This is a genomic window from Shewanella sp. MEBiC00475 (assembly GCF_005234075.1).
Classification (GTDB): domain Bacteria; phylum Pseudomonadota; class Gammaproteobacteria; order Enterobacterales; family Shewanellaceae; genus Shewanella; species Shewanella polaris.
The window spans coordinates 2004775-2023194 of sequence record NZ_CP039928.1; the positions used below are offsets into that span (position 1 = coordinate 2004775).

Below are 18420 nucleotides of genomic sequence, written 5' to 3' on the forward strand. Positions count from 1 at the left end.
CCGGTTACGCGTGCGCTAACGCACCCGGAACCATGAAGCTGACAGGTGCATCAGCCTCTTTGTCAAAACTCACTAGCTCCCATGCATCTTGTTGCGCAAGCAATGCGCGTACAAGTTGATTATTTAATGCATGACCAGTTTTGTAAGCTGAAAACTCACCGACTATCGCATGACCAGCAACATATAAGTCACCAAATGCATCGAGAATTTTATGCTTTACGAATTCGTCTTCATAACGCAGACCATCAGGGTTTAATACACGATATTCGTCAAGCACAACGGCATTTTCCATGCTGCCACCTAGTGCGAGATTATTAGCACGTAGGTATTCAATATCACGCATAAAACCAAATGTTCTGGCACGACTAATGTCTTTTACAAACGCTGAGGTCGAAAAGTCCATCACCATGTGTTGTTGACTACGAGCTATTTCTGGGTGATCAAAGTCAATTCTAAAATCAACTCTAAAACCTTTAAACGGTTTTAACTCTGCCCATTTATCGCCATCTTCAACACGCACAGATTTGGTAATTTTCAGGTATTTTTTCGCTGCAGCTTGTTCTTTAATTCCTGCACTTTGCAGTAAGAACACAAATGGACTTGCACTACCATCCATAATCGGGATTTCTGGTGCATCAACTTCGATAATAGCATTATCGATGCCTAAGCCGGCAAGAGCTGCAAACAAATGCTCAATCGTTGAAATTCTAATACCAGCATCATTTACTAGGGCGGTACACATTGTGGTTTCACGAACCATATCAGCCTTTGCTGGAATAGACACAGCGGGGCTAAGATCGGTACGCTTAAGTACAATCCCTGTATTTACTGGTGCGGGCTTAATGCACAGAGTCACCTTGTTGCCAGAATGCAATCCGACCCCAGTGCTCTTCACCATTTTTTGAACAGTTCTTTGAAAAATCATTCAGTAGCCCATAAATATCAATATTAAACAAATAGTTACTTTGACAGCCTTAGGCTATCATGCATAACTGGTTTAGCATTCTACCATAAGTTTGACTTTTGACAAAAAAATTGCCCAACACATAGTAACCTGCAAACCTAATTTACAAAATAACCCTTCAGCACATCACACTCATTAGTCACGCAAAAACATATGTTTTATTTATGAATTAATCAGCTTGTTTACGCAAAAATGCTGGTATATCAAGATAATCAGCATCGGTACGCTGTACAGGTTGAGACTGTGGAACAGCATTACCTTTTGGCACGGCATAACTTTGTTGTGGAATAGCTTCATCTACAGGTTCTGGACGAGGTTCTATTACCGCGGGTTCAGGACGAGCAACAGGCTTAGACACTAATTGGATGTCTGGCTTTTTCTCGGCACCAATACCTGTAGCAACAACAGTTACACGTAATTCATCACTCATTTCTGGATCAATAACTGCACCCACTACAACGGTTGCGTTATCTGATGCATAAGCTTTAACGTGGTTACCCACTGTTTCAAGCTCTTCAATAGTGATATCCATACCTGCAGTAATGTTCACTAACACACCACGAGCACCCGCTAAATCGATATCTTCAAGTAATGGGCTGGCAACAGCAGCTTCTGCCGCTTCTTCAGCGCGATCATCACCACGAGCGACTCCGGTACCCATCATGGCATTACCCATTTCAGACATAACGGTTTTCACGTCGGCGAAATCGACGTTGATAAGACCTGGGCGAGTAATTAGCTCAGCAATACCTTGCACAGCACCTAGTAATACATTGTTGGCTGCTGCAAAGGCATCAAGCAATGATGTTCCGCGGCCAAGTACTTTCAATAATTTTTCGTTGGGAATAGTAATTAACGAATCCACATGCTTTGCTAGCTCAGCGATACCAATCTCTGCGTATGCCATGCGTTTTTTGCCTTCAAATGGAAACGGCTTAGTTACAACAGCAACGGTAAGAATACCTTCTTCACGAGCTATTTCTGCCACGACAGGAGCTGCACCTGTACCGGTACCACCACCCATACCGGCAGCGATAAAGATCATGTCAGATCCCTTTATTGCTGCACGAATATTCTCACGGTCTTCTTCTGCTGCTTGACGGCCCACATCTGGGTTTGCGCCAGCACCAAGACCTTTGGTCACATCACGGCCAAGCTGGATAGTTGAACCTGCGCTTGATTTACGTAATGCTTGTGCATCTGTATTTGTGACGATAAATTCAACACCTTCGATGCTGTGTTTTACCATATGTTCGACAGCATTTCCGCCGCCGCCACCGACGCCGATGACTTTAATCACCGCTTCGTCTGAATGAGTGTCCATGATCTCAAACATTGTCTGATCTCCATTTGTCTGCGTTATTAAAATTCACCTTTAAACCAACTTTTAACCCGATTTAAAAAGCTGGTAACCCCTTGACGCTCAGGTCGCTCGAACTGACGTTCGATAACTCGCCTCGCACCATAATGAAGCAATCCTATTCCGGTTGAGTAAATAGGTTGATCCACATATTCGTATAACCCTTTTACTGGCAATGGTGACGCCACTCTAACTGGCATACCAAACGTTGCCTCAGCAATCTCAACTGCACCCGATATTGAGGACGTGCCTCCAGTGAGTACTATACCTGCTGCAATTTGATCTTCTAGACCACTATCTTGTAACTGCTTGAGAATAAGCTCAAACAATTCTTGGTATCTTGGCTCTACAACTTCGGCCAGTGTATGACGAGACATACTGCGTGATGGACGCCCGCCCACTGACGGTACTTCAATACTGTCTTCACGGCTTACTGTTGAACTCCTTGCACTGGCAAACTGCACTTTAATTTGCTCGGCATGTGTTAATGGTGTTCTGAAAATTTTAGCAATATCACTAGTGACTTGATTACCCGCAACAGGGATCACTGCACAATGACGTAATGCGCCGTTGGTATATACAGCAATATCGGTTGTTCCACCACCAATATCAACAATACAGACACCTAAATCTTTCTCATCATTTGTGAGCACAGAATCTGCTGATGCAATACCGGCAAAAACTAAATCATCAACTTTTAAGCCACAACGCTCGACACTTTTAGTAATATTTTTTGCCATATCATTAGCACACGTCACAATGTGCGCTTTGGCTTCCATACGCATTCCCGACATGCCAATTGGGCTCTTAATCCCATCTTGAACATCGATAGAATATTCTTGTGGCAACACGTGTAAAATACGACGTTCTGTCGGGATCTTGACTGAGCGAGCCGTGTGGATCACATTATCGACGTCTTCTTGGGTGACTTCTTCGTCATTAATGGACACCATGCCATTCTCATTTTGGCAAGCTATGTGCTTGCCTGAAATGCTTAAATAAACCGATGAAACCTGACAATCAGCCATTAACTCAGCTTGATCCAAAGCGCGTTGTACACTGCGCACAATAGAGTCGAGATCATTCACGCCGCCTTTATCCATGCCACGAGAAGGATGATTACCTAAACCAATCACACTAATTTCACCATCAGGTAATACTTCACCAATGATCACTGCGACCTTGGATGTCCCTATATCTAACCCCACGATGAGGTTTCTTTCCTGATTTTTGGTCATTTATTGTCGACTCTCTGTGTTGAATCACCCCAGCCTACTGCAAATCCGGTATCGTAACGTAAATCAACGGTTGCAACTGGTTTATTACTTTGTTTCAAAGTTGGATACACATTAATAAAGCGTTGTATCCGTGAAATTTTATCTTCTCGTCCAAGCTCAATTTCAATCCCATTGGCCAGTACGGCGTGCCAAGCATGGCGTGGACTTAACCGTAAACTTTCCAACTTAAATTCGTTTATTGTCAATAAATCATCTAACTGCTGATAGCTGGTTAATACTTCTATTTCGGTCCCTTCTGGACCAGATAACATCGGTAATGCATCATGCTCAGAATGCGCTAATGCCTCAAAAACCTCACCGTTAATATTGAGCCAAGATACTTGATTCCAATGTGCTACAGCTTGTTGCTCTTGCAAGGTTATCTTGAACTTTGCCGGCCATTCTCGCCTAACTGATGCATGGTAAACCCACGGTAAAGCTTCTAATGCTTTTTGTACGTCCACCACGTCGGCACTAAAAAAACTACTTAACATTAATGACTGTAATGCATTTTTAATCTCATCATCAGTGGTATAGGTTCGCTCACCTTTAATGGCAACAGCTTCAATTGGTAGTGCATCAGCATCATTTAGCAGAACATGCAGCTGCACGCCAGCCCAGACGACGGTACCAATCACGCTGCATAAAAACACTACACCCGTACAAAAATACCAGTTTACTCGAGCCAGTTTATTTTTTAGTTGCCGCCCTTTATCGCTCCACGACACCTTAAATCCGCCTCTGACGTTGTTTCGGTCTTAGCTCCAAAAGATCGGTCATTATATAGACCAACTCTGCAGGATTAAAGCTCGATTTTCAAACACAACAATTGATTTAAAAATCAATTGCTTCCTTGTGGTTTTTCCCAGTTTTTAAATCCTAATTCGCTCTGGGCCAATTGTTTCGATAATGCCCCAATATTACCTGCACCTTGAGTCATAAATAAATCCCCATCCTGCAATACATCCGGTAATACCGTTGCAAGTTGATCTGGACTCGCAATAAAAATGGGGTCTATTTGACCTCGAAGCCGAATTGAACGGCACAAAGCTCGTCCATCAGCACCAGGAATTGGCGCTTCACCTGCAGCATAAACATCTAACAACAACAGGCAGTCAACTTGCGACAATACATCAACAAAGTCTTCATATAAGTCACGAGTACGGCTATATCGGTGTGGTTGATATGCCATCACTAATCGTTTATCAGGCCAACCTGCTCGCGCCGCTTTGATCGTTGCTAACACTTCACTTGGATGATGACCATAATCGTCTACTAACATCACACTGCCATTAGGTGTATCAAATTCACCTAAGTGCTGAAAACGACGGCCGATACCTTCAAATTCTGCTAATGCTTGCACAATCGCATCGTCATTGATGTCATCTTCAGTCGCTACAGCAATCGCAGCTAATGCATTTAGAACGTTATGTCGTCCAGGCAAATTCAATACGAAATCTAAATCATCTTTACCATGACGCTTCACAGTAAAACTTGATTGATAGCCATTTTGGACAAAATTAATTGCCTGTACGTCGACATCATCACTAAAGCCGTAGGTCACTACATGACGACCAATACGCGGCATAATTTCACGGATGACATCGTCATCAAGACACATTACTGCTACGCCATAAAATGGCAAATTATGTAAGAAGTCGACAAAAGTAGTTTTCAATTTTTCAAAATCGCCACCATACGTGTCCATATGGTCGGCTTCAATATTGGTGATCACACTGACCATCGGTTGCAAATGTAAAAAGCTTGCATCACTTTCATCGGCTTCGGCAATAAGATAACGACTAGTGCCTAAACGTGCGTTAGTGCCAGCACTATTTAGCAGCCCACCAATAACAAATGTTGGGTCGCGGTCGGCTTGACCATACACGCTTGCTATCAAACTTGTAGTCGTAGTTTTTCCATGAGTACCCGCTATGGCAACCCCATGACGATAACGCATCAGCTCTGCGAGCATCTCTGCACGACGAACGATTGGAATACGCAGTTCTTTCGCGGCAAGAATCTCAGGGTTTTGCGGGTTAATGGCTGTAGACACGACAACCACATCAACCTGTGCAACACTTTGGGCCTGATGACCAATAATGATTTTTGCACCTAAACTCGCTAAGTGTTCTGTAACACTATTGATAGCGATATCTGAACCAGTTATTTGATAACCTTCGTTCACCAGCACTTCTGCAATACCGCCCATGCCAGCACCACCAATGCCAACAAAATGAATGCGCTTGATCCGTCTCATTTCAGGGATCATGCTACGAAGGTGTGCGTATCTTTCTGTTTTTGTCATTTCAACCCTTTGTGGCAAATGAGGCGCAAATATCTGCTACTCTTTGTGTTGCATCTAATACCGCAACGCTTCTTGCTTTATGACCCATTTGGGTTAGTTGTTGTCTATTTTCAGCAAATAACTGCAATTTTTCTGCAAGATTATCAGCATTTAAAATCGTTTGCGGCAATAAGAAGCTTGCCCCTGCATCGACTAATACCGATGCATTTATTGTTTGATGATCGTCAACAGCGTGAGGATACGGTACTAAAATACTCGGTAATCCTACCGCTGCAAGTTCTGATACAGTTAATGCACCAGAACGACAGACCACTACATCGGCCCAACGGTAAGCCGCTTCCATATCGTCAATAAACTCAGCAACGTTGACCGTGTCTAGCTGGCCTAATTGCTGATAACTGGCTTTCACCGCAGTCTGGTTGTTTTTACCCACTTGGTGCCAAACCGTCAGTGAATGATGCTTACTTAAATGGGCAACCACGGCAGGCATTACATCATTCAGAACCTTTGCACCTAAACTGCCACCCACCACTAGCACTCTTAATGCATCTGCTTGAGGTGTTTTAATTTGTTCGCCTAACTCTATCAATTCTTGACGAATGGGGTTGCCCACAACCTCAACATTGGCCACGTTACTGGCAAAGGTATTGGGGAACGCACACAACACCTTTTTCGCAATCTTAGATAACAATTTATTGGTCAAACCTGGAATCGCATTTTGTTCATGCAACACCACTGGAATACCAGATAATTTTCCTGCCACGCCACCAGGGCCGCTGGCAAAACCACCCATTCCTAAAATGACATCAGGCTTGAAATCATCAATCACAGCTTTAGCTTGAATGATTGAACGGATAATCTTAAACGGAGCCGCTAACTTACGAATAAGTCCATTACCGCGAACACCTTTAATGTCAATAAATTCAATATCAAATCCATGCTGAGGAACAAGACGAGCTTCCATACGATCAGCAGTACCTAGCCAACGGACCTGCCAGCCATTTTTGGCTAAATATTTTGCCACCGCCAGAGCAGGAAAAACATGTCCACCCGTACCACCAGCCATAATTAATATTTTAGGAGAGTGACTCATATTACTGTTCATTAACTGGTTCTCCCTTTCACGGCTTGTACCAGACTAACTCGCCGTTCATGATCTATTCTAACGAGCAGCATCACCGCCGCAGTCATAATCCATAAACTACTGCCACCGTAACTAATAAACGGTAGAGTCAGCCCTTTGGTTGGTAACATACCAATACTGGCGCCTACGTTAACAACGGTCTGAAAACACACCCAAATACCCACACCATAAGCAACATAGCTTTCAAATGGACGCTGCATTTTCAAACATAAATTGCCTAATCTAATAGCACGAATTGCAATGAAAAATAGTGTTAATAACACCACAATGATACCGATAAAACCAAGTTCTTCACCAATGACCGCAAAAATGAAATCTGTGTGAGCTTCGGGTAAATAAGCTAACTTCTGAATACTGTTACCTAATCCCTGACCAAGCCAATCACCCCGTCCATAAGCCATTAAAGATTGCGTCAATTGATAGCCGCTACCAAAGGGATCTTCCCATGGATCCATAAACGAAGTAACTCGTCGCATACGGTAAGGCTCAAACAATACCAGTAATACGAATGTAGCTACGCCAAGTAACACCAATACCATAAAGTCAGTAATGCGTGCGCCAGCTAAAAACAATAAGCTTACCGTACACACAAACAGTACTACCACAGTACCAAGGTCAGGCTGCAATAAAATCAATACAGCAAACAAACCGTAAACCCCAATCGGTTTGTAAAAACCTTTACGGTTTTCGCGCAATTCACCATGACGACGAACTAAGTACCCCGCCATATAAACAATAAATATAAACTTGGCCATTTCGGCAACTTGAATCCGAATAGGGCCGACAGACAACCAACGACGGGCACCATTAACCGAGGTACCAATAAACAACACGGCTATCAATAAAACCAGCACAGCTAACATCAACATGCCGCTGTTTTTTTCCCAATAGCTGACTTCAAATTTAAGTACCACATATGAAATTATCACGCAGCCCACAAGGTAAAGCACATGACGATACATAAAATAAAATGGATCACCCGTCAGTTTGGTCGCTTCGGGCATCGAAGCTGACATCACCATGATAAAACCAAAACACATCAAGCCAACAATCGCGACTAAAAAACTACGGTCGTACAACGGCATGCCAGGAGCATGACCGTCCGATAGCAACGAGGGTAAAGACCAATTAAGTCCCCGTTTAAACAAGCTCAGTTGCTGCTCGTTATTCGCCATCGTCTAACGACTCCACACAATGCTTAAAATCATCACCACGCGCCATAAAGCTTTTATACATATCTAAACTGGCACAAGCTGGAGACAACAATACAATGTCTCCAGAGGTTGCCAATTCAGCCGCTTTAGCCACGGCTTCAGCCATGCTAGTGACTTGCAATGAACCCGCTTTTAATTTGGCTATTTTAGGCCCGTCTCTGCCTAGCGTAATCAATTGAGTTATGTTCGCCAATGGTTCAGCAAGCGGGCTAAAATCACCGCCTTTACCATCACCACCAGCAATCAAATATATATCGCCTAAATGTGAACTAAGCCCTTCAAGTGCTGCTACTGTTGCACCAACGTTGGTTGCTTTAGAGTCATTGATATAAGACACACCTTGTTTAACCGCAATCAACTCACAACGGTGACTTAAACCAACAAAGCTTTTGGCTACTTCAATCATGGCTTCTTTAGCTACACCACAAGCATCTGCTAATGCCATTGCAGCTAATAAGTTTGCATGGTTATGACTACCAATTAATTTCACTTCACTTAAATTAATGATCTCACTGTCACCATGAAAAATTTTGCCATCACTTAATCCCCACTCATCGCCTTCTGGTACACCCAAACCGAAATTATTTTGATTCATTGGCTCTAATGGGTAAGTCAGTTGATCGTCACGGTTATACATCACAAAACGACTTTGAGGATATAAACGTAACTTGGCTTCGCGATAGGTATTCAAGTCACTATAACGATCCATATGGTCTTCACTAATATTAAGACACGTTGCCGCAATACAATTTAGTGAATGGGTTGTTTCAAGTTGAAAGCTTGATAACTCAAGTACAAAAATATCTGCACCTTGAGGCAATAAATCCAGTGCTGGCGTGCCAATATTGCCGCCAATCGCTACCGACTTATCGGCGGCAAGCAACATTTCGTAAACCAGTGTCGTCACGGTAGACTTACCGTTTGAGCCAGTAATTCCCACAACACAAGGTTTACGGTCGGCAATTTCGCGAGCAAACAGCTCAATATCGCCAATTACCTCAATGCCCATATCAATTGCCGCGCGTACTTCAGGAGTATCAATGGGCACACCCGGGCTAATAATAATCTGACTTGCTTGGACTAAATAACGGCAATCAAACCCACCCGCTAATAACTCAATATCGGCAAACTCTTTTGCTAACGCCTCTGCACCTGGCGGTTGACGTCGACTGTCCATCACTAAAGGTTTAATCCCTTTAGTTGCTAAAAAACGCACGATCGAGAGCCCTGTGGCCCCTAAACCTAAAACAATGTGCGTATATTGAGAATGCATAATACTGACCTTTCTTAATTGTTTAGCGTAATTTCAATGTCGCGAGACCCAATAACACTAAAAACAACGAGATAATCCAAAAGCGCACAATGACACGCGGCTCTGGCCACCCTTTTAACTCATAATGATGATGGATAGGTGCCATCCGAAAAATACGTTGGCCTCGTAATTTGTACGAACCCACTTGTAAAATGACAGACACTGTTTCCATTACAAAAACGCCACCCATAATCACCAGTAAAATCTCTTGGCGAACTAAAATAGCAATCACACCTAATGCAGCGCCCAATGCTAGTGACCCCACATCACCCATAAAGACTTGTGCTGGATAAGTGTTAAACCATAAAAAGCCTAAACCCGCCCCAACGATAGCAGTACAAACAATCACTAACTCACCCGCTAATGGCAGATGTGGAATATGCAAATAACTGGCAAACTGCGCATGACCAGACAAATATGCAATTAATGCGAATGCCGCTGCCACCATTACGGTAGGCATAATAGCTAAGCCATCTAAACCATCGGTTAAGTTCACCGCATTACTGGCACCCACAATGGTGAAGTAAGCTAAAACGATAAACATCATGCCAAGTTGAGGCATGATATCTTTAAAAAATGGCACCACTAATTGAGTTTCTCCGGGCAAGCTTGCTGTACTATACAAAAACACAGCTACAACTAATGCCGCTATAGACTGAAATGCATATTTCCAACGCGCAATCAAACCCTTAGTATCTTTTTTCACGACTTTACGATAATCATCGATAAAGCCAATAGCACCAAAACTACCCAATACAAATAAGGTGACCAACACATAACGGTTGGATAGATCACCCCATAACAGTACGCTGATAAAAATACCGGCGAGGATCAGTAGTCCACCCATTGTTGGTGTACCACGTTTGCTAAAATGAGATTCTGGACCGTCATCTCGTACCACTTGACCAATTTGCAACATTTGCAAACGCTTGATCAAAATAGGTCCCCACCACAAACTACACACCAGAGCAGTTAACAAGCCTAAAATAGCCCGAAACGTTACGTATGAAAAAACGTTAAACCCTGAATAAAACTGGGTCAAATACTCGGCTAGATAAACCAGCATCTACACTAACTCCCCACGCCCATAGGCATCTAATAAACTGTCCACAACTCGCTCCATAGCAGCGCTGCGGGAACCTTTAACTAAAACGGTGATATAACCTGTAGTACTTGCTAACTGTTTTTGCAGTGCTACGATTAATTGCTCTTGAGCACAAAAGTGTTCACTGCCAAATGCTTCACTGGTATTTGCCGACAACGGGCCGCAACAAAATAGCGACTCTATGTTTGCATTCTTAACCTGCAAACCAACACTCGCGTGCAAAGGGGCAGCATTGTCGCCTAATTCACCCAAATCTCCCAGCACTAAACAGCGATATCCATCACGTTGTTGCAACCAATTAATCGCTGCACTTACTGATGTTGGATTTGCGTTATAACTATCATCAATTAATAACACCCGACCAAGAACATGTGGTTGCATTCGTCCCTTCACAGGTTTTAGCAATGCAAAGCCTTGCGCAATTTCAACTAGCGACAACCCTAAAGCTATACACATCGAAGCCGCCGCAAGCGCATTACTCACTTGATGCAGACCAGCCAAAGGCAACTGCACCGCTTCTTGCTGAGTTTTAAAACCTAAAGTAAAACGGTAACAACCATGAATATCGACTTCGATATCAGTGGCTTTTACTTCGGCATCTACAGCTGTTTGACAAGAGAAACACAGTTGCTTGTGCCCTTGAGAACGCTGCAACATAAAACCGGCAAACTTGTCGTCTGCATTAATAATCGCAGTGCCATCTGGTGCGAGATGATTAAAAATTTCAGACTTAGCCTGAGCAACACCTTCCAGCGAACCAAAACCTTCAAGATGAGCATTGCCGACATTGTTAACCAGTGCGACACGGGGCTGAACTAATGATGAGGTGTAATCAATCTCACCTCGATGATTTGCCCCTAGTTCAAACACCCCATACTCATCACCTTCACTTAAACGCAGTAAAGTTAATGGCACACCAATTTCATTATTAAAATTACCGGCAGTAAACAACACCTGATGATGCTGCGACAAAATAGTAGCCAGCATTTCTTTAACGCTGGTTTTGCCATTAGAGCCAGTAAGGGCAACACAAATAGGGCCAACTTGTTGACGTACAAGTGCGCCAATGTTACCCATGGATTTTTGTGTGTCGGTTACAATAATTTGTGCCACATCAAAAGGCAGTAGATGATCAACTAAGAGGGCTTGTGCGCCATTTTTTATTGCGGTTTCAGCAAAGTCATGACCATCAAAACGCTCGCCTTTTAAGGCGATGAATAAACATTGAGATTCAATTTTTCGACTATCAGTGCTAACAGCACTAATTACCTGATCATCACCTGTTAATGTGCCATTAAGATGTAGCGCTAAAGCAGATAAAGATAAACGGATCATAACGCCTCCTTAGACAGTCTAAGGGCTAGAGCTCGTTCATCATAATCAATACGTCGACCGGCTATTTCTTGATAGGTTTCATGGCCTTTACCTGCAAGTAATACAATGTCATCCACCTTTGCTAATGCTGCGACTTGGGTAATAGCTTGAATACGATCGACCTGGGTTAGCACACTTTGAGATTGGCTAATACCCTGTAAAATATCGTTAATAATGTCTTGTGGATCTTCACTGCGAGCATTATCGCTAGTGATCATCACTTTGTCTGCATATTGTTCAGCTGCTTGTGCCATTAATGGTCGCTTACCTTTATCACGGTCACCACCACAACCAAATACACACCAAAGAGTGCCATTACAATGAACTCGCAATGCTTTTAAGGCTTGTTCAATGGCATCCGGAGTATGAGCATAATCGACGACTAAAGTGGCTTTATTAAGTGATGAGAATCGTTCCATACGACCCGCTACAGGTATTAATTTACACACAACCGTTAATATTGAAGCCATTGCAGTACCTTGTAAATACAAGGCTGCAATAGCCGCAACAAGATTGGACAAGTTAAATGCACCTAATAATGGTGACTGAATTTGTGCTGATAATTGTCCATGTCCATTTAATGCTGGATAGTGTAATTGAGCGGTCACACCTGCATCATGATATTCAATAGCATCACAATAAAAATCGGCTGAAGTATCACCTTCAATGCTGAAGGATTTGTTTTTCCCATCGGCCAATTCGGTCAGCCATTTGGCTCCGACATCATCATCAATATTAATAACACCATGTTTTAGGCTAGGAAATTTAAATAAACGTTTTTTGGCAGCAGCGTAAGAATCTATATCGCCATGGTAATCAAGATGATCACGGCTTAAATTGGTAAAGACTGCAATCTCAAATGGGGCCGCCTCAACACGCCCTTGCACTAAGCCATGGCTTGATACTTCCATGGCACACAACTCTGCGCCTTGGGCAGAAAACTCGCTAAGTTGACGCATTACAGTCACAGCATCAGCCGTGGTGTTACCACTATCAACAAGTTGTCCCCATAAACCATTGCCTAACGTTCCCATCACAGCGGCTTTATGCCCGAGTAAATGTACAATTTGAGCAATAATTTGGCTTACTGAGGTTTTGCCGTTGGTACCGGTTATCCCAATCAAAGATAAGGATTGGTTGTTTGATAAATAAAACTGCGCCGCAACGGCCGATAATTGACGGCCTAATTGGAAAAAATAGACTAATGGAACGGCATATTGAATACGATCGACTATACCGTGCTCATCAGGATTATCGGTATGCACCAGTATTGCCGTCGCACCCGCATCAATAGCTTGGGAAATGAATGCTCGGCCATCAACGTTATAACCTGGCAAGGCTACAAATAAACCACCCACTTTAACTTCACGGCTATCGAGCGTTAATCCATTAATAGATTCGCGACCAGAGTAATGGAACCATGGCGCTAATAGGTCATTTAATAACATTATTCAGCGCCCCCTGCGCAGCGGCCAATTGAACAGCCTCCCGCTCTGAAATCGGTTCAACATTAAGCATTTGTAAGGCGCCGGACATTATTTTCGCAAACGCTGGACCCGCAACATCACCACCGTAATATTTATCACCTTTAGGTTCATTAATCACAACCGAGATGGCTAACCGTGGGTTATGAACAGGTGCAACGCCTGCAAATAAGGCAACATAGTCATCTCCATAACCACCTGCAACGGCTTTGCGACTAGTACCGGTTTTACCTGCAACAGGATAACCATCAATATGTGCTTTGGTTGCTGTTCCTCCCGTTTCAGTCACGCCAACTAGCATTTCCATCACGTCATGGGCCACTTGAGATGAAATAACTTGTTCACCTTTAGGTGCTTGTCTCAATTTTAAAATCGACACAGGATAAAGAATACCGCCACTGCCTAACGTCGCGTACATACGTGCAATTTGTAATGGTGTTGCGGTAAAGCCATAACCGAAAGATAAAGTCGCACGCTCAAAATCGGACCAGCGATGACGATTATGAATTAATCCCGCGCTTTCACCGGTTAAATTAATACCCGAATAATTACCTAAACCCATTGATTGGTAAGTGCCTAACAACTGTTCTACCGGTATCGATAAGGCAAGCTTACTAATACCCACGTTACTAGACTTAACCAAAATTTTAGCTAATGAGATTTCACCATAATTATGAGAATCACGTACTTGGCGACCACCGATGCGCATCCAACCAGGTGATGTCGAAATCAATTCATTTGCTTTCACTTTACCAGCTTCAAGTGCAGCCGCTACAACGAAAGGTTTAATGGTTGAGCCCGGTTCAAATGTGTCAGTTAATGCACGATTACGCATCCGATGCGGCTGTAAGTTATCGCGAGAATTGGGGTTGTAAGAAGGAGTGTTCGCCATCGCGAGTACTTCACCAGTATGAACATCAATGACCACGACAGACCCAGAGGTCGCTTGGTATATTTCGGTAGCACGCTTTAGTTCGCGATATGCTAATTGTTGAATACGCTGATCAATGCTTAGCACTAAATCATTTGAGCTTTCGCCTTGTTGCACAATATCTAAGCGTTCGACCACACTGCCATCACGCGATTTACGTACCTTTTGCTTCGAAGGCGTTCCCGTAAGCCAAGTATTATAAGTATTTTCAATCCCCTCAATCCCCACATCATCAATATTGGTAATACCGATTAATTGTGCGGTTATTTCACTTGCGGGGTAATAACGCCTAGATTCAGATTTAAGGTAAATACCACCAATTTTAAGCTGCTCAATGTAATCAGCAACAGCAGACGGCACTTGACGTTTAAGGTATACAAAACGTTTTTTAGGATTATTTTTGACTTTATTAACTAATTCTTCGACGGGTTCTTGCAGTACGTCAGCAAGCGCTTGCCAACGGCGCATATCTTTAAATGCATCTTGATCATGAGCATGTTTCGGATCAGCCCACACGGCTTGTACAGGAACACTGACTGCCAGCATATCGCCATTGCGATCGGTTATTAAGCCTCGTTGAACTTGGTTACTGGTTGTGCGCAATGTCCGCATATCACTTTCGTGACGCAGTTTATCTGGCTCAATAATTTGAATATAAGCAGCACGAGCAATTAGACAGCAAAATAACAGCAATACGAATCCCACCACAACGTATAAACGCCATGGAATCAGTTCGTGACCTAATTTTTTCTTTGCTTGTCTAGCCATATTCCCTATGCTCACTGGACTCGAATGATAACTTCCTCCTTAGGAAGCGGCCGAGACATATTTAATTCTTTGGTTGCCATCCGAGTCACGCGACTGTGTTCAGATTGCGATTGCTCTTCTAATAATAAATTTCGCCATTCAATATCTAAGCGATCTTGCTCTTGCAGAAGTTGATCCCATTGAGTAATCAACTTACGTGTTACATGGCTGGTATAAACTACGGCTACACCATTCAAAACAACCAGTACACTCAACAGCAATACCCACTTATGGTGCCAAATGTCATGTAACACAATCCGAGGTAAATTTAATGATGATTGGCTCACATTAGCCTCAGTAGTTAGTAATCCAGACGCTCAGCAACTCGTAATACCGAGCTACGTGAACGTGGATTTTGCTCTATTTCCGCATCAGAAGGCTTCATCGCCTTACTAACCGCTTTTAATTTACGGGATTTATTAATCTCAGCTTCGGTAATCGGCAAGCCATGTGGCACACTTTCACCTTGACTATTGCGACGAATAAAACGCTTCACCATACGATCTTCAAGCGAATGGAAACTGATCACCGATAATCGCCCTTGAGGTGCTAATACCGCTAACGCGCCTTCGAGTGCTTGGTCTATTTGTTCTAACTCACTGTTGATATAAATACGAATAGCCTGGAATACACGCGTCGCCGGATGTTTATTACGTTCTTTGTTTTTGGTAATACGCGCAATTAAATCGGCTAAGTCTTTGGTTCGTAAAAATGGTGTTTTCTCACGATCGGCAACAATACAACGGGCGATGTGACGCGAATTTTTTTCTTCACCATAGGTTTTAAATACCCATGCCATGTCTTCAATTTCAGCACGCGCTATCCACTGAGCTGCAGTTTGACCCTGGCTATTGTCCATACGCATATCGAGTGGACCATCACGTAAAAAACTAAAACCACGCTCTGCATCGTCTAGCTGTGGTGACGACACGCCAAGATCAAGTAATACACCATTGATTTTGCCAGTTAATCCAAGTTCCTCGACATACTCAGCTAATTGACCAAAGCCACCGTGTACGATTTGAAAACGTGGATCATCTGCAAACTGTTTCGCCGCTTCAATAGCTTGTGGATCACGATCAATTGCAATTAAACGACCCTTTTCACCCAAGTGGCTTAATACATGACGCGAATGCCCACCACGGCCAAAGGTGCCATCAATATAGATACCATCACTTTGAATATTGAGTCCTTCAACGGTCTCATTCAGTAATACAGATAAATGGGCAAACTCTTGGCTCATTGGGTTCTTCTAACCTTTTTGGTCACTACAGTGAAAAGTGTGCCAGACGTTCATTGCTGGCTAAATCTTGGCTTTGAATGAGCGTATTGCCATCATCCATTTGTTGCTGCCAAGCACTCTCTTCCCATAGTTCAAATTTATTCAGTAAGCCCACCAGCATAGTTTTCTTTTCTAAACTGGCGAAACTTCGCAATGCCGGCGGAATAACAATACGTCCGTGGCTGTCTAGTTCGCAATCTTGTGCGTGGCCTAGTAATTTTCGTTTAAAGGAACGTTCAAGTGGATCGGTATCTGAAAGCAATCTTAGCTTTGCTTCAATTTGCTCCCATTCATGTAATGGATAAATCAACAAACAAGCAGCTTCAATGTCAACGGTCATAATCACAGTTCCAGCATGCTCCACACGTAACGCATCACGGTATCTCGCTGGAATAGCGATCCGCCCTTTAGCATCCATGTTGATTGCACTGGCACCACGAAACACGTTATTTAGCCCCTTTTATTAACATTCGATCCACAATGATCCACTTTATCCCACAAATGCTAAGTTTAGGGACTCTATGCAAGTGTTGTCAAGGGATGGACTGATATATTAAATCCAGACCCCAAGCGGGTTAGCAGCAAATTAATATCAAGTAGGATGAATGACTGAGCTATCTGTAGAAAACAGCTAAAAATCAGGGTAAATGAGTTAAACCAGAGACATAACGGTCACTTTATCGGCTAAAATAGTCTCGCAATCTTTTTAATTAATTATCTGTTATCGTTCGAATACACCATATTCAGGGGCAATACAGCCAAAAAACTCAACATTAATTGTATTAAAAATCAATAAATAATCGACTGAGTCAACTTTTAGCCATTTAAATACCGCTTTATATTATATTTTTGCATGCCCTTATGGCCCATCACAGCATTTCAAAAAGGCTTAAACGGTGTTTTTCAAGATAGTTAGCACCTTAATACACATCATCGTGCCTATTAATATCCAGTCCACCACACTATCTAAGTCATTACCCGCTAAATATGAGCGAGAACGCGTCGCTAAACAACAGAGTGCTAGATATGATATTAATCATGTTAAGGGCAAGCATTTTATCAACTCAACTCTCAATCACAGTTAATTATTCTTAATGCCTCAAAAGGAAAAAAGTGGCGATCACACAATTTAAATACTTAAAAGCAATATGATAACCAAAGAGAAAAAGAACAAATTGATAGGGAGTGACTAACCTTAGATCAGAATAATAGCCGGATAGTGAACAGAATTTTAATCCAGCTACAAGTAGCATAGTCTAAGTAAATTGCGGGTAAAGCGCCGTGATATTGATATAGTTCAGTTAGCTTGGGCTAACAGATTTAAAATAACTATTCATAATCAAAAAATAAGCATCATTACTGATGACCACTTTCAGCGAGAAACGGATGTGAGGCCATTAACCGCCAACGGAAATATCAACCAGACGACTCGCAACCTAAAAAAGATTAAATTTTAATCAAAAAAGGTCGATAAACAGTTATGATGATAACAATCACAGTTTTTCACAGCCAAAGGAGCACAACATGAGTATTGACAGCATTTATGCCATGTTAGCTCGGCCTGTACAGGCCGTGAGTGAACATAAACGTATTGTTAAACAGGTCAGCAATGTGAGTCCAATTAGTGCGGACAGTCACGAAGCGCCTCAATCACAATTGCCACCGAGCGTTAGCCATAAAATAGCCATTCAACGTCAAGACGCACCACGCCAAGAAAGACGAGCCAAACCGCGAACCGTCAATGATAAAAAAAACATCGGTAGCCGCATTAGACGAATGAAATCTGATGATCGATTCTCTACTCGCGGAGAAAGCTCGAGTCAACATATTGATATTGAAGTCTAATTAATCTTAATAC

Annotated in this window: 16 protein-coding genes; 1 reads left to right on the forward strand and 15 read right to left on the reverse strand. The window is 42.7% G+C overall.

All coding sequences use genetic code 11. The features are described from left to right. Positions 1 to 4: 4 nt before the first annotated feature. The 15 genes from lpxC to mraZ all read right to left on the reverse strand — a co-directional run bounded on the left by lpxC (position 5) and on the right by mraZ (position 17007). A complete protein-coding gene (gene lpxC / locus FCN25_RS08845; protein WP_137223881.1) occupies positions 5 to 925 on the reverse strand; it encodes a UDP-3-O-acyl-N-acetylglucosamine deacetylase in 921 nt (306 codons plus the stop codon). 208 nt (positions 926 to 1133) lie between these two features. Then, the gene (gene ftsZ / locus FCN25_RS08850) at positions 1134 to 2300 is read right to left on the reverse strand and encodes a cell division protein FtsZ (RefSeq protein ID WP_137223883.1); all 1167 of its coding nucleotides are present in this window, start codon (positions 2298 to 2300) and stop codon (positions 1134 to 1136) included. Positions 2301 to 2326: 26 nt separating this feature from the next. Beyond that, a complete protein-coding gene (ftsA, locus tag FCN25_RS08855) occupies positions 2327 to 3562 on the reverse strand; it encodes a cell division protein FtsA (RefSeq protein ID WP_137223885.1) in 1236 nt (411 codons plus the stop codon). Next, a complete protein-coding gene (locus tag FCN25_RS08860) occupies positions 3559 to 4329 on the reverse strand; it encodes a cell division protein FtsQ/DivIB (RefSeq protein ID WP_137223887.1) in 771 nt (256 codons plus the stop codon). The genes ftsA and FCN25_RS08860 overlap by 4 nt, the downstream gene beginning before the upstream one ends. A gap of 113 nt (positions 4330 to 4442) precedes the next feature. Next, the gene (gene murC, locus FCN25_RS08865; RefSeq protein WP_137223889.1) at positions 4443 to 5909 is read right to left on the reverse strand and encodes a UDP-N-acetylmuramate--L-alanine ligase; all 1467 of its coding nucleotides are present in this window, start codon (positions 5907 to 5909) and stop codon (positions 4443 to 4445) included. A gap of 1 nt (position 5910) precedes the next feature. Next, positions 5911 to 7002 (reverse strand): undecaprenyldiphospho-muramoylpentapeptide beta-N-acetylglucosaminyltransferase, encoded by a 1092-nt coding sequence (gene murG / locus FCN25_RS08870; protein ID WP_137227371.1) that lies wholly within the window; start codon positions 7000 to 7002, stop codon positions 5911 to 5913. A gap of 11 nt (positions 7003 to 7013) precedes the next feature. Continuing rightward, positions 7014 to 8228: a cell division protein FtsW gene (ftsW, locus tag FCN25_RS08875; RefSeq protein WP_137223891.1), complete on the reverse strand. Its 1215-nt coding sequence runs from the start codon at positions 8226 to 8228 to the stop codon at positions 7014 to 7016. After that, positions 8218 to 9540, reverse strand: coding sequence for a UDP-N-acetylmuramoyl-L-alanine--D-glutamate ligase (murD, locus tag FCN25_RS08880; protein WP_137223893.1), 1323 nt, complete (start codon positions 9538 to 9540; stop codon positions 8218 to 8220). The genes ftsW and murD overlap by 11 nt, the downstream gene beginning before the upstream one ends. 22 nt (positions 9541 to 9562) lie before the next feature. After that, the gene (gene mraY / locus FCN25_RS08885; protein WP_137223895.1) at positions 9563 to 10645 is read right to left on the reverse strand and encodes a phospho-N-acetylmuramoyl-pentapeptide-transferase; all 1083 of its coding nucleotides are present in this window, start codon (positions 10643 to 10645) and stop codon (positions 9563 to 9565) included. Beyond that, complete coding sequence (murF, locus tag FCN25_RS08890; RefSeq protein ID WP_137223897.1) at positions 10646 to 12019, reverse strand: UDP-N-acetylmuramoyl-tripeptide--D-alanyl-D-alanine ligase; 1374 nt, start codon at positions 12017 to 12019, stop codon at positions 10646 to 10648. Continuing rightward, on the reverse strand, positions 12016 to 13509 hold the full coding sequence (murE, locus tag FCN25_RS08895) for a UDP-N-acetylmuramoyl-L-alanyl-D-glutamate--2,6-diaminopimelate ligase (RefSeq protein ID WP_175405934.1): 1494 nt from the start codon (positions 13507 to 13509) through the stop codon (positions 12016 to 12018). The genes murF and murE overlap by 4 nt, the downstream gene beginning before the upstream one ends. Then, complete coding sequence (locus tag FCN25_RS08900; protein WP_137223901.1) at positions 13493 to 15241, reverse strand: penicillin-binding transpeptidase domain-containing protein; 1749 nt, start codon at positions 15239 to 15241, stop codon at positions 13493 to 13495. Before FCN25_RS08900 ends, murE begins: the two co-directional genes overlap by 17 nt. A gap of 11 nt (positions 15242 to 15252) precedes the next feature. Further along, a complete protein-coding gene (gene ftsL, locus FCN25_RS08905; protein ID WP_137223903.1) occupies positions 15253 to 15567 on the reverse strand; it encodes a cell division protein FtsL in 315 nt (104 codons plus the stop codon). Positions 15568 to 15581: 14 nt separating this feature from the next. Beyond that, positions 15582 to 16523 (reverse strand): 16S rRNA (cytosine(1402)-N(4))-methyltransferase RsmH, encoded by a 942-nt coding sequence (gene rsmH, locus FCN25_RS08910; protein WP_137223905.1) that lies wholly within the window; start codon positions 16521 to 16523, stop codon positions 15582 to 15584. Between the two features lie 25 nt (positions 16524 to 16548). Then, a complete protein-coding gene (gene mraZ, locus FCN25_RS08915) occupies positions 16549 to 17007 on the reverse strand; it encodes a division/cell wall cluster transcriptional repressor MraZ (RefSeq protein ID WP_137223907.1) in 459 nt (152 codons plus the stop codon). Positions 17008 to 18086: 1079 nt separating this feature from the next. Here mraZ and FCN25_RS08920 point away from each other — a divergent pair. After that, the gene (locus FCN25_RS08920; RefSeq protein ID WP_137223909.1) at positions 18087 to 18407 is read left to right on the forward strand and encodes a hypothetical protein; all 321 of its coding nucleotides are present in this window, start codon (positions 18087 to 18089) and stop codon (positions 18405 to 18407) included. Positions 18408 to 18420: the final 13 nt, after the last annotated feature.

Excerpts from the sequence above, each read along its gene's own strand:
- lpxC (WP_137223881.1), bottom strand. The coding sequence starts at position 925 with ATGATTTTTCAAAGAACTGTTCAAAAAATGGTGAAGAGCACTGGGGTC.
- ftsZ (WP_137223883.1), bottom strand. The coding sequence starts at position 2,300 with ATGTTTGAGATCATGGACACTCATTCAGACGAAGCGGTGATTAAAGTC.
- ftsA (WP_137223885.1), bottom strand. The coding sequence starts at position 3,562 with ATGACCAAAAATCAGGAAAGAAACCTCATCGTGGGGTTAGATATAGGG.
- murC (WP_137223889.1), bottom strand. The coding sequence starts at position 5,909 with ATGACAAAAACAGAAAGATACGCACACCTTCGTAGCATGATCCCTGAA.
- murG (WP_137227371.1), bottom strand. The coding sequence starts at position 7,002 with ATGAGTCACTCTCCTAAAATATTAATTATGGCTGGTGGTACGGGTGGA.
- ftsW (WP_137223891.1), bottom strand. The coding sequence starts at position 8,228 with ATGGCGAATAACGAGCAGCAACTGAGCTTGTTTAAACGGGGACTTAAT.
- murD (WP_137223893.1), bottom strand. The coding sequence starts at position 9,540 with ATGCATTCTCAATATACGCACATTGTTTTAGGTTTAGGGGCCACAGGG.
- mraY (WP_137223895.1), bottom strand. The coding sequence starts at position 10,645 with ATGCTGGTTTATCTAGCCGAGTATTTGACCCAGTTTTATTCAGGGTTT.
- murF (WP_137223897.1), bottom strand. The coding sequence starts at position 12,019 with ATGATCCGTTTATCTTTATCTGCTTTAGCGCTACATCTTAATGGCACA.
- FCN25_RS08900 (WP_137223901.1), bottom strand. The coding sequence starts at position 15,241 with ATGGCTAGACAAGCAAAGAAAAAATTAGGTCACGAACTGATTCCATGG.
- rsmH (WP_137223905.1), bottom strand. The coding sequence starts at position 16,523 with ATGAGCCAAGAGTTTGCCCATTTATCTGTATTACTGAATGAGACCGTT.
- FCN25_RS08920 (WP_137223909.1), top strand. The coding sequence starts at position 18,087 with ATGAGTATTGACAGCATTTATGCCATGTTAGCTCGGCCTGTACAGGCC.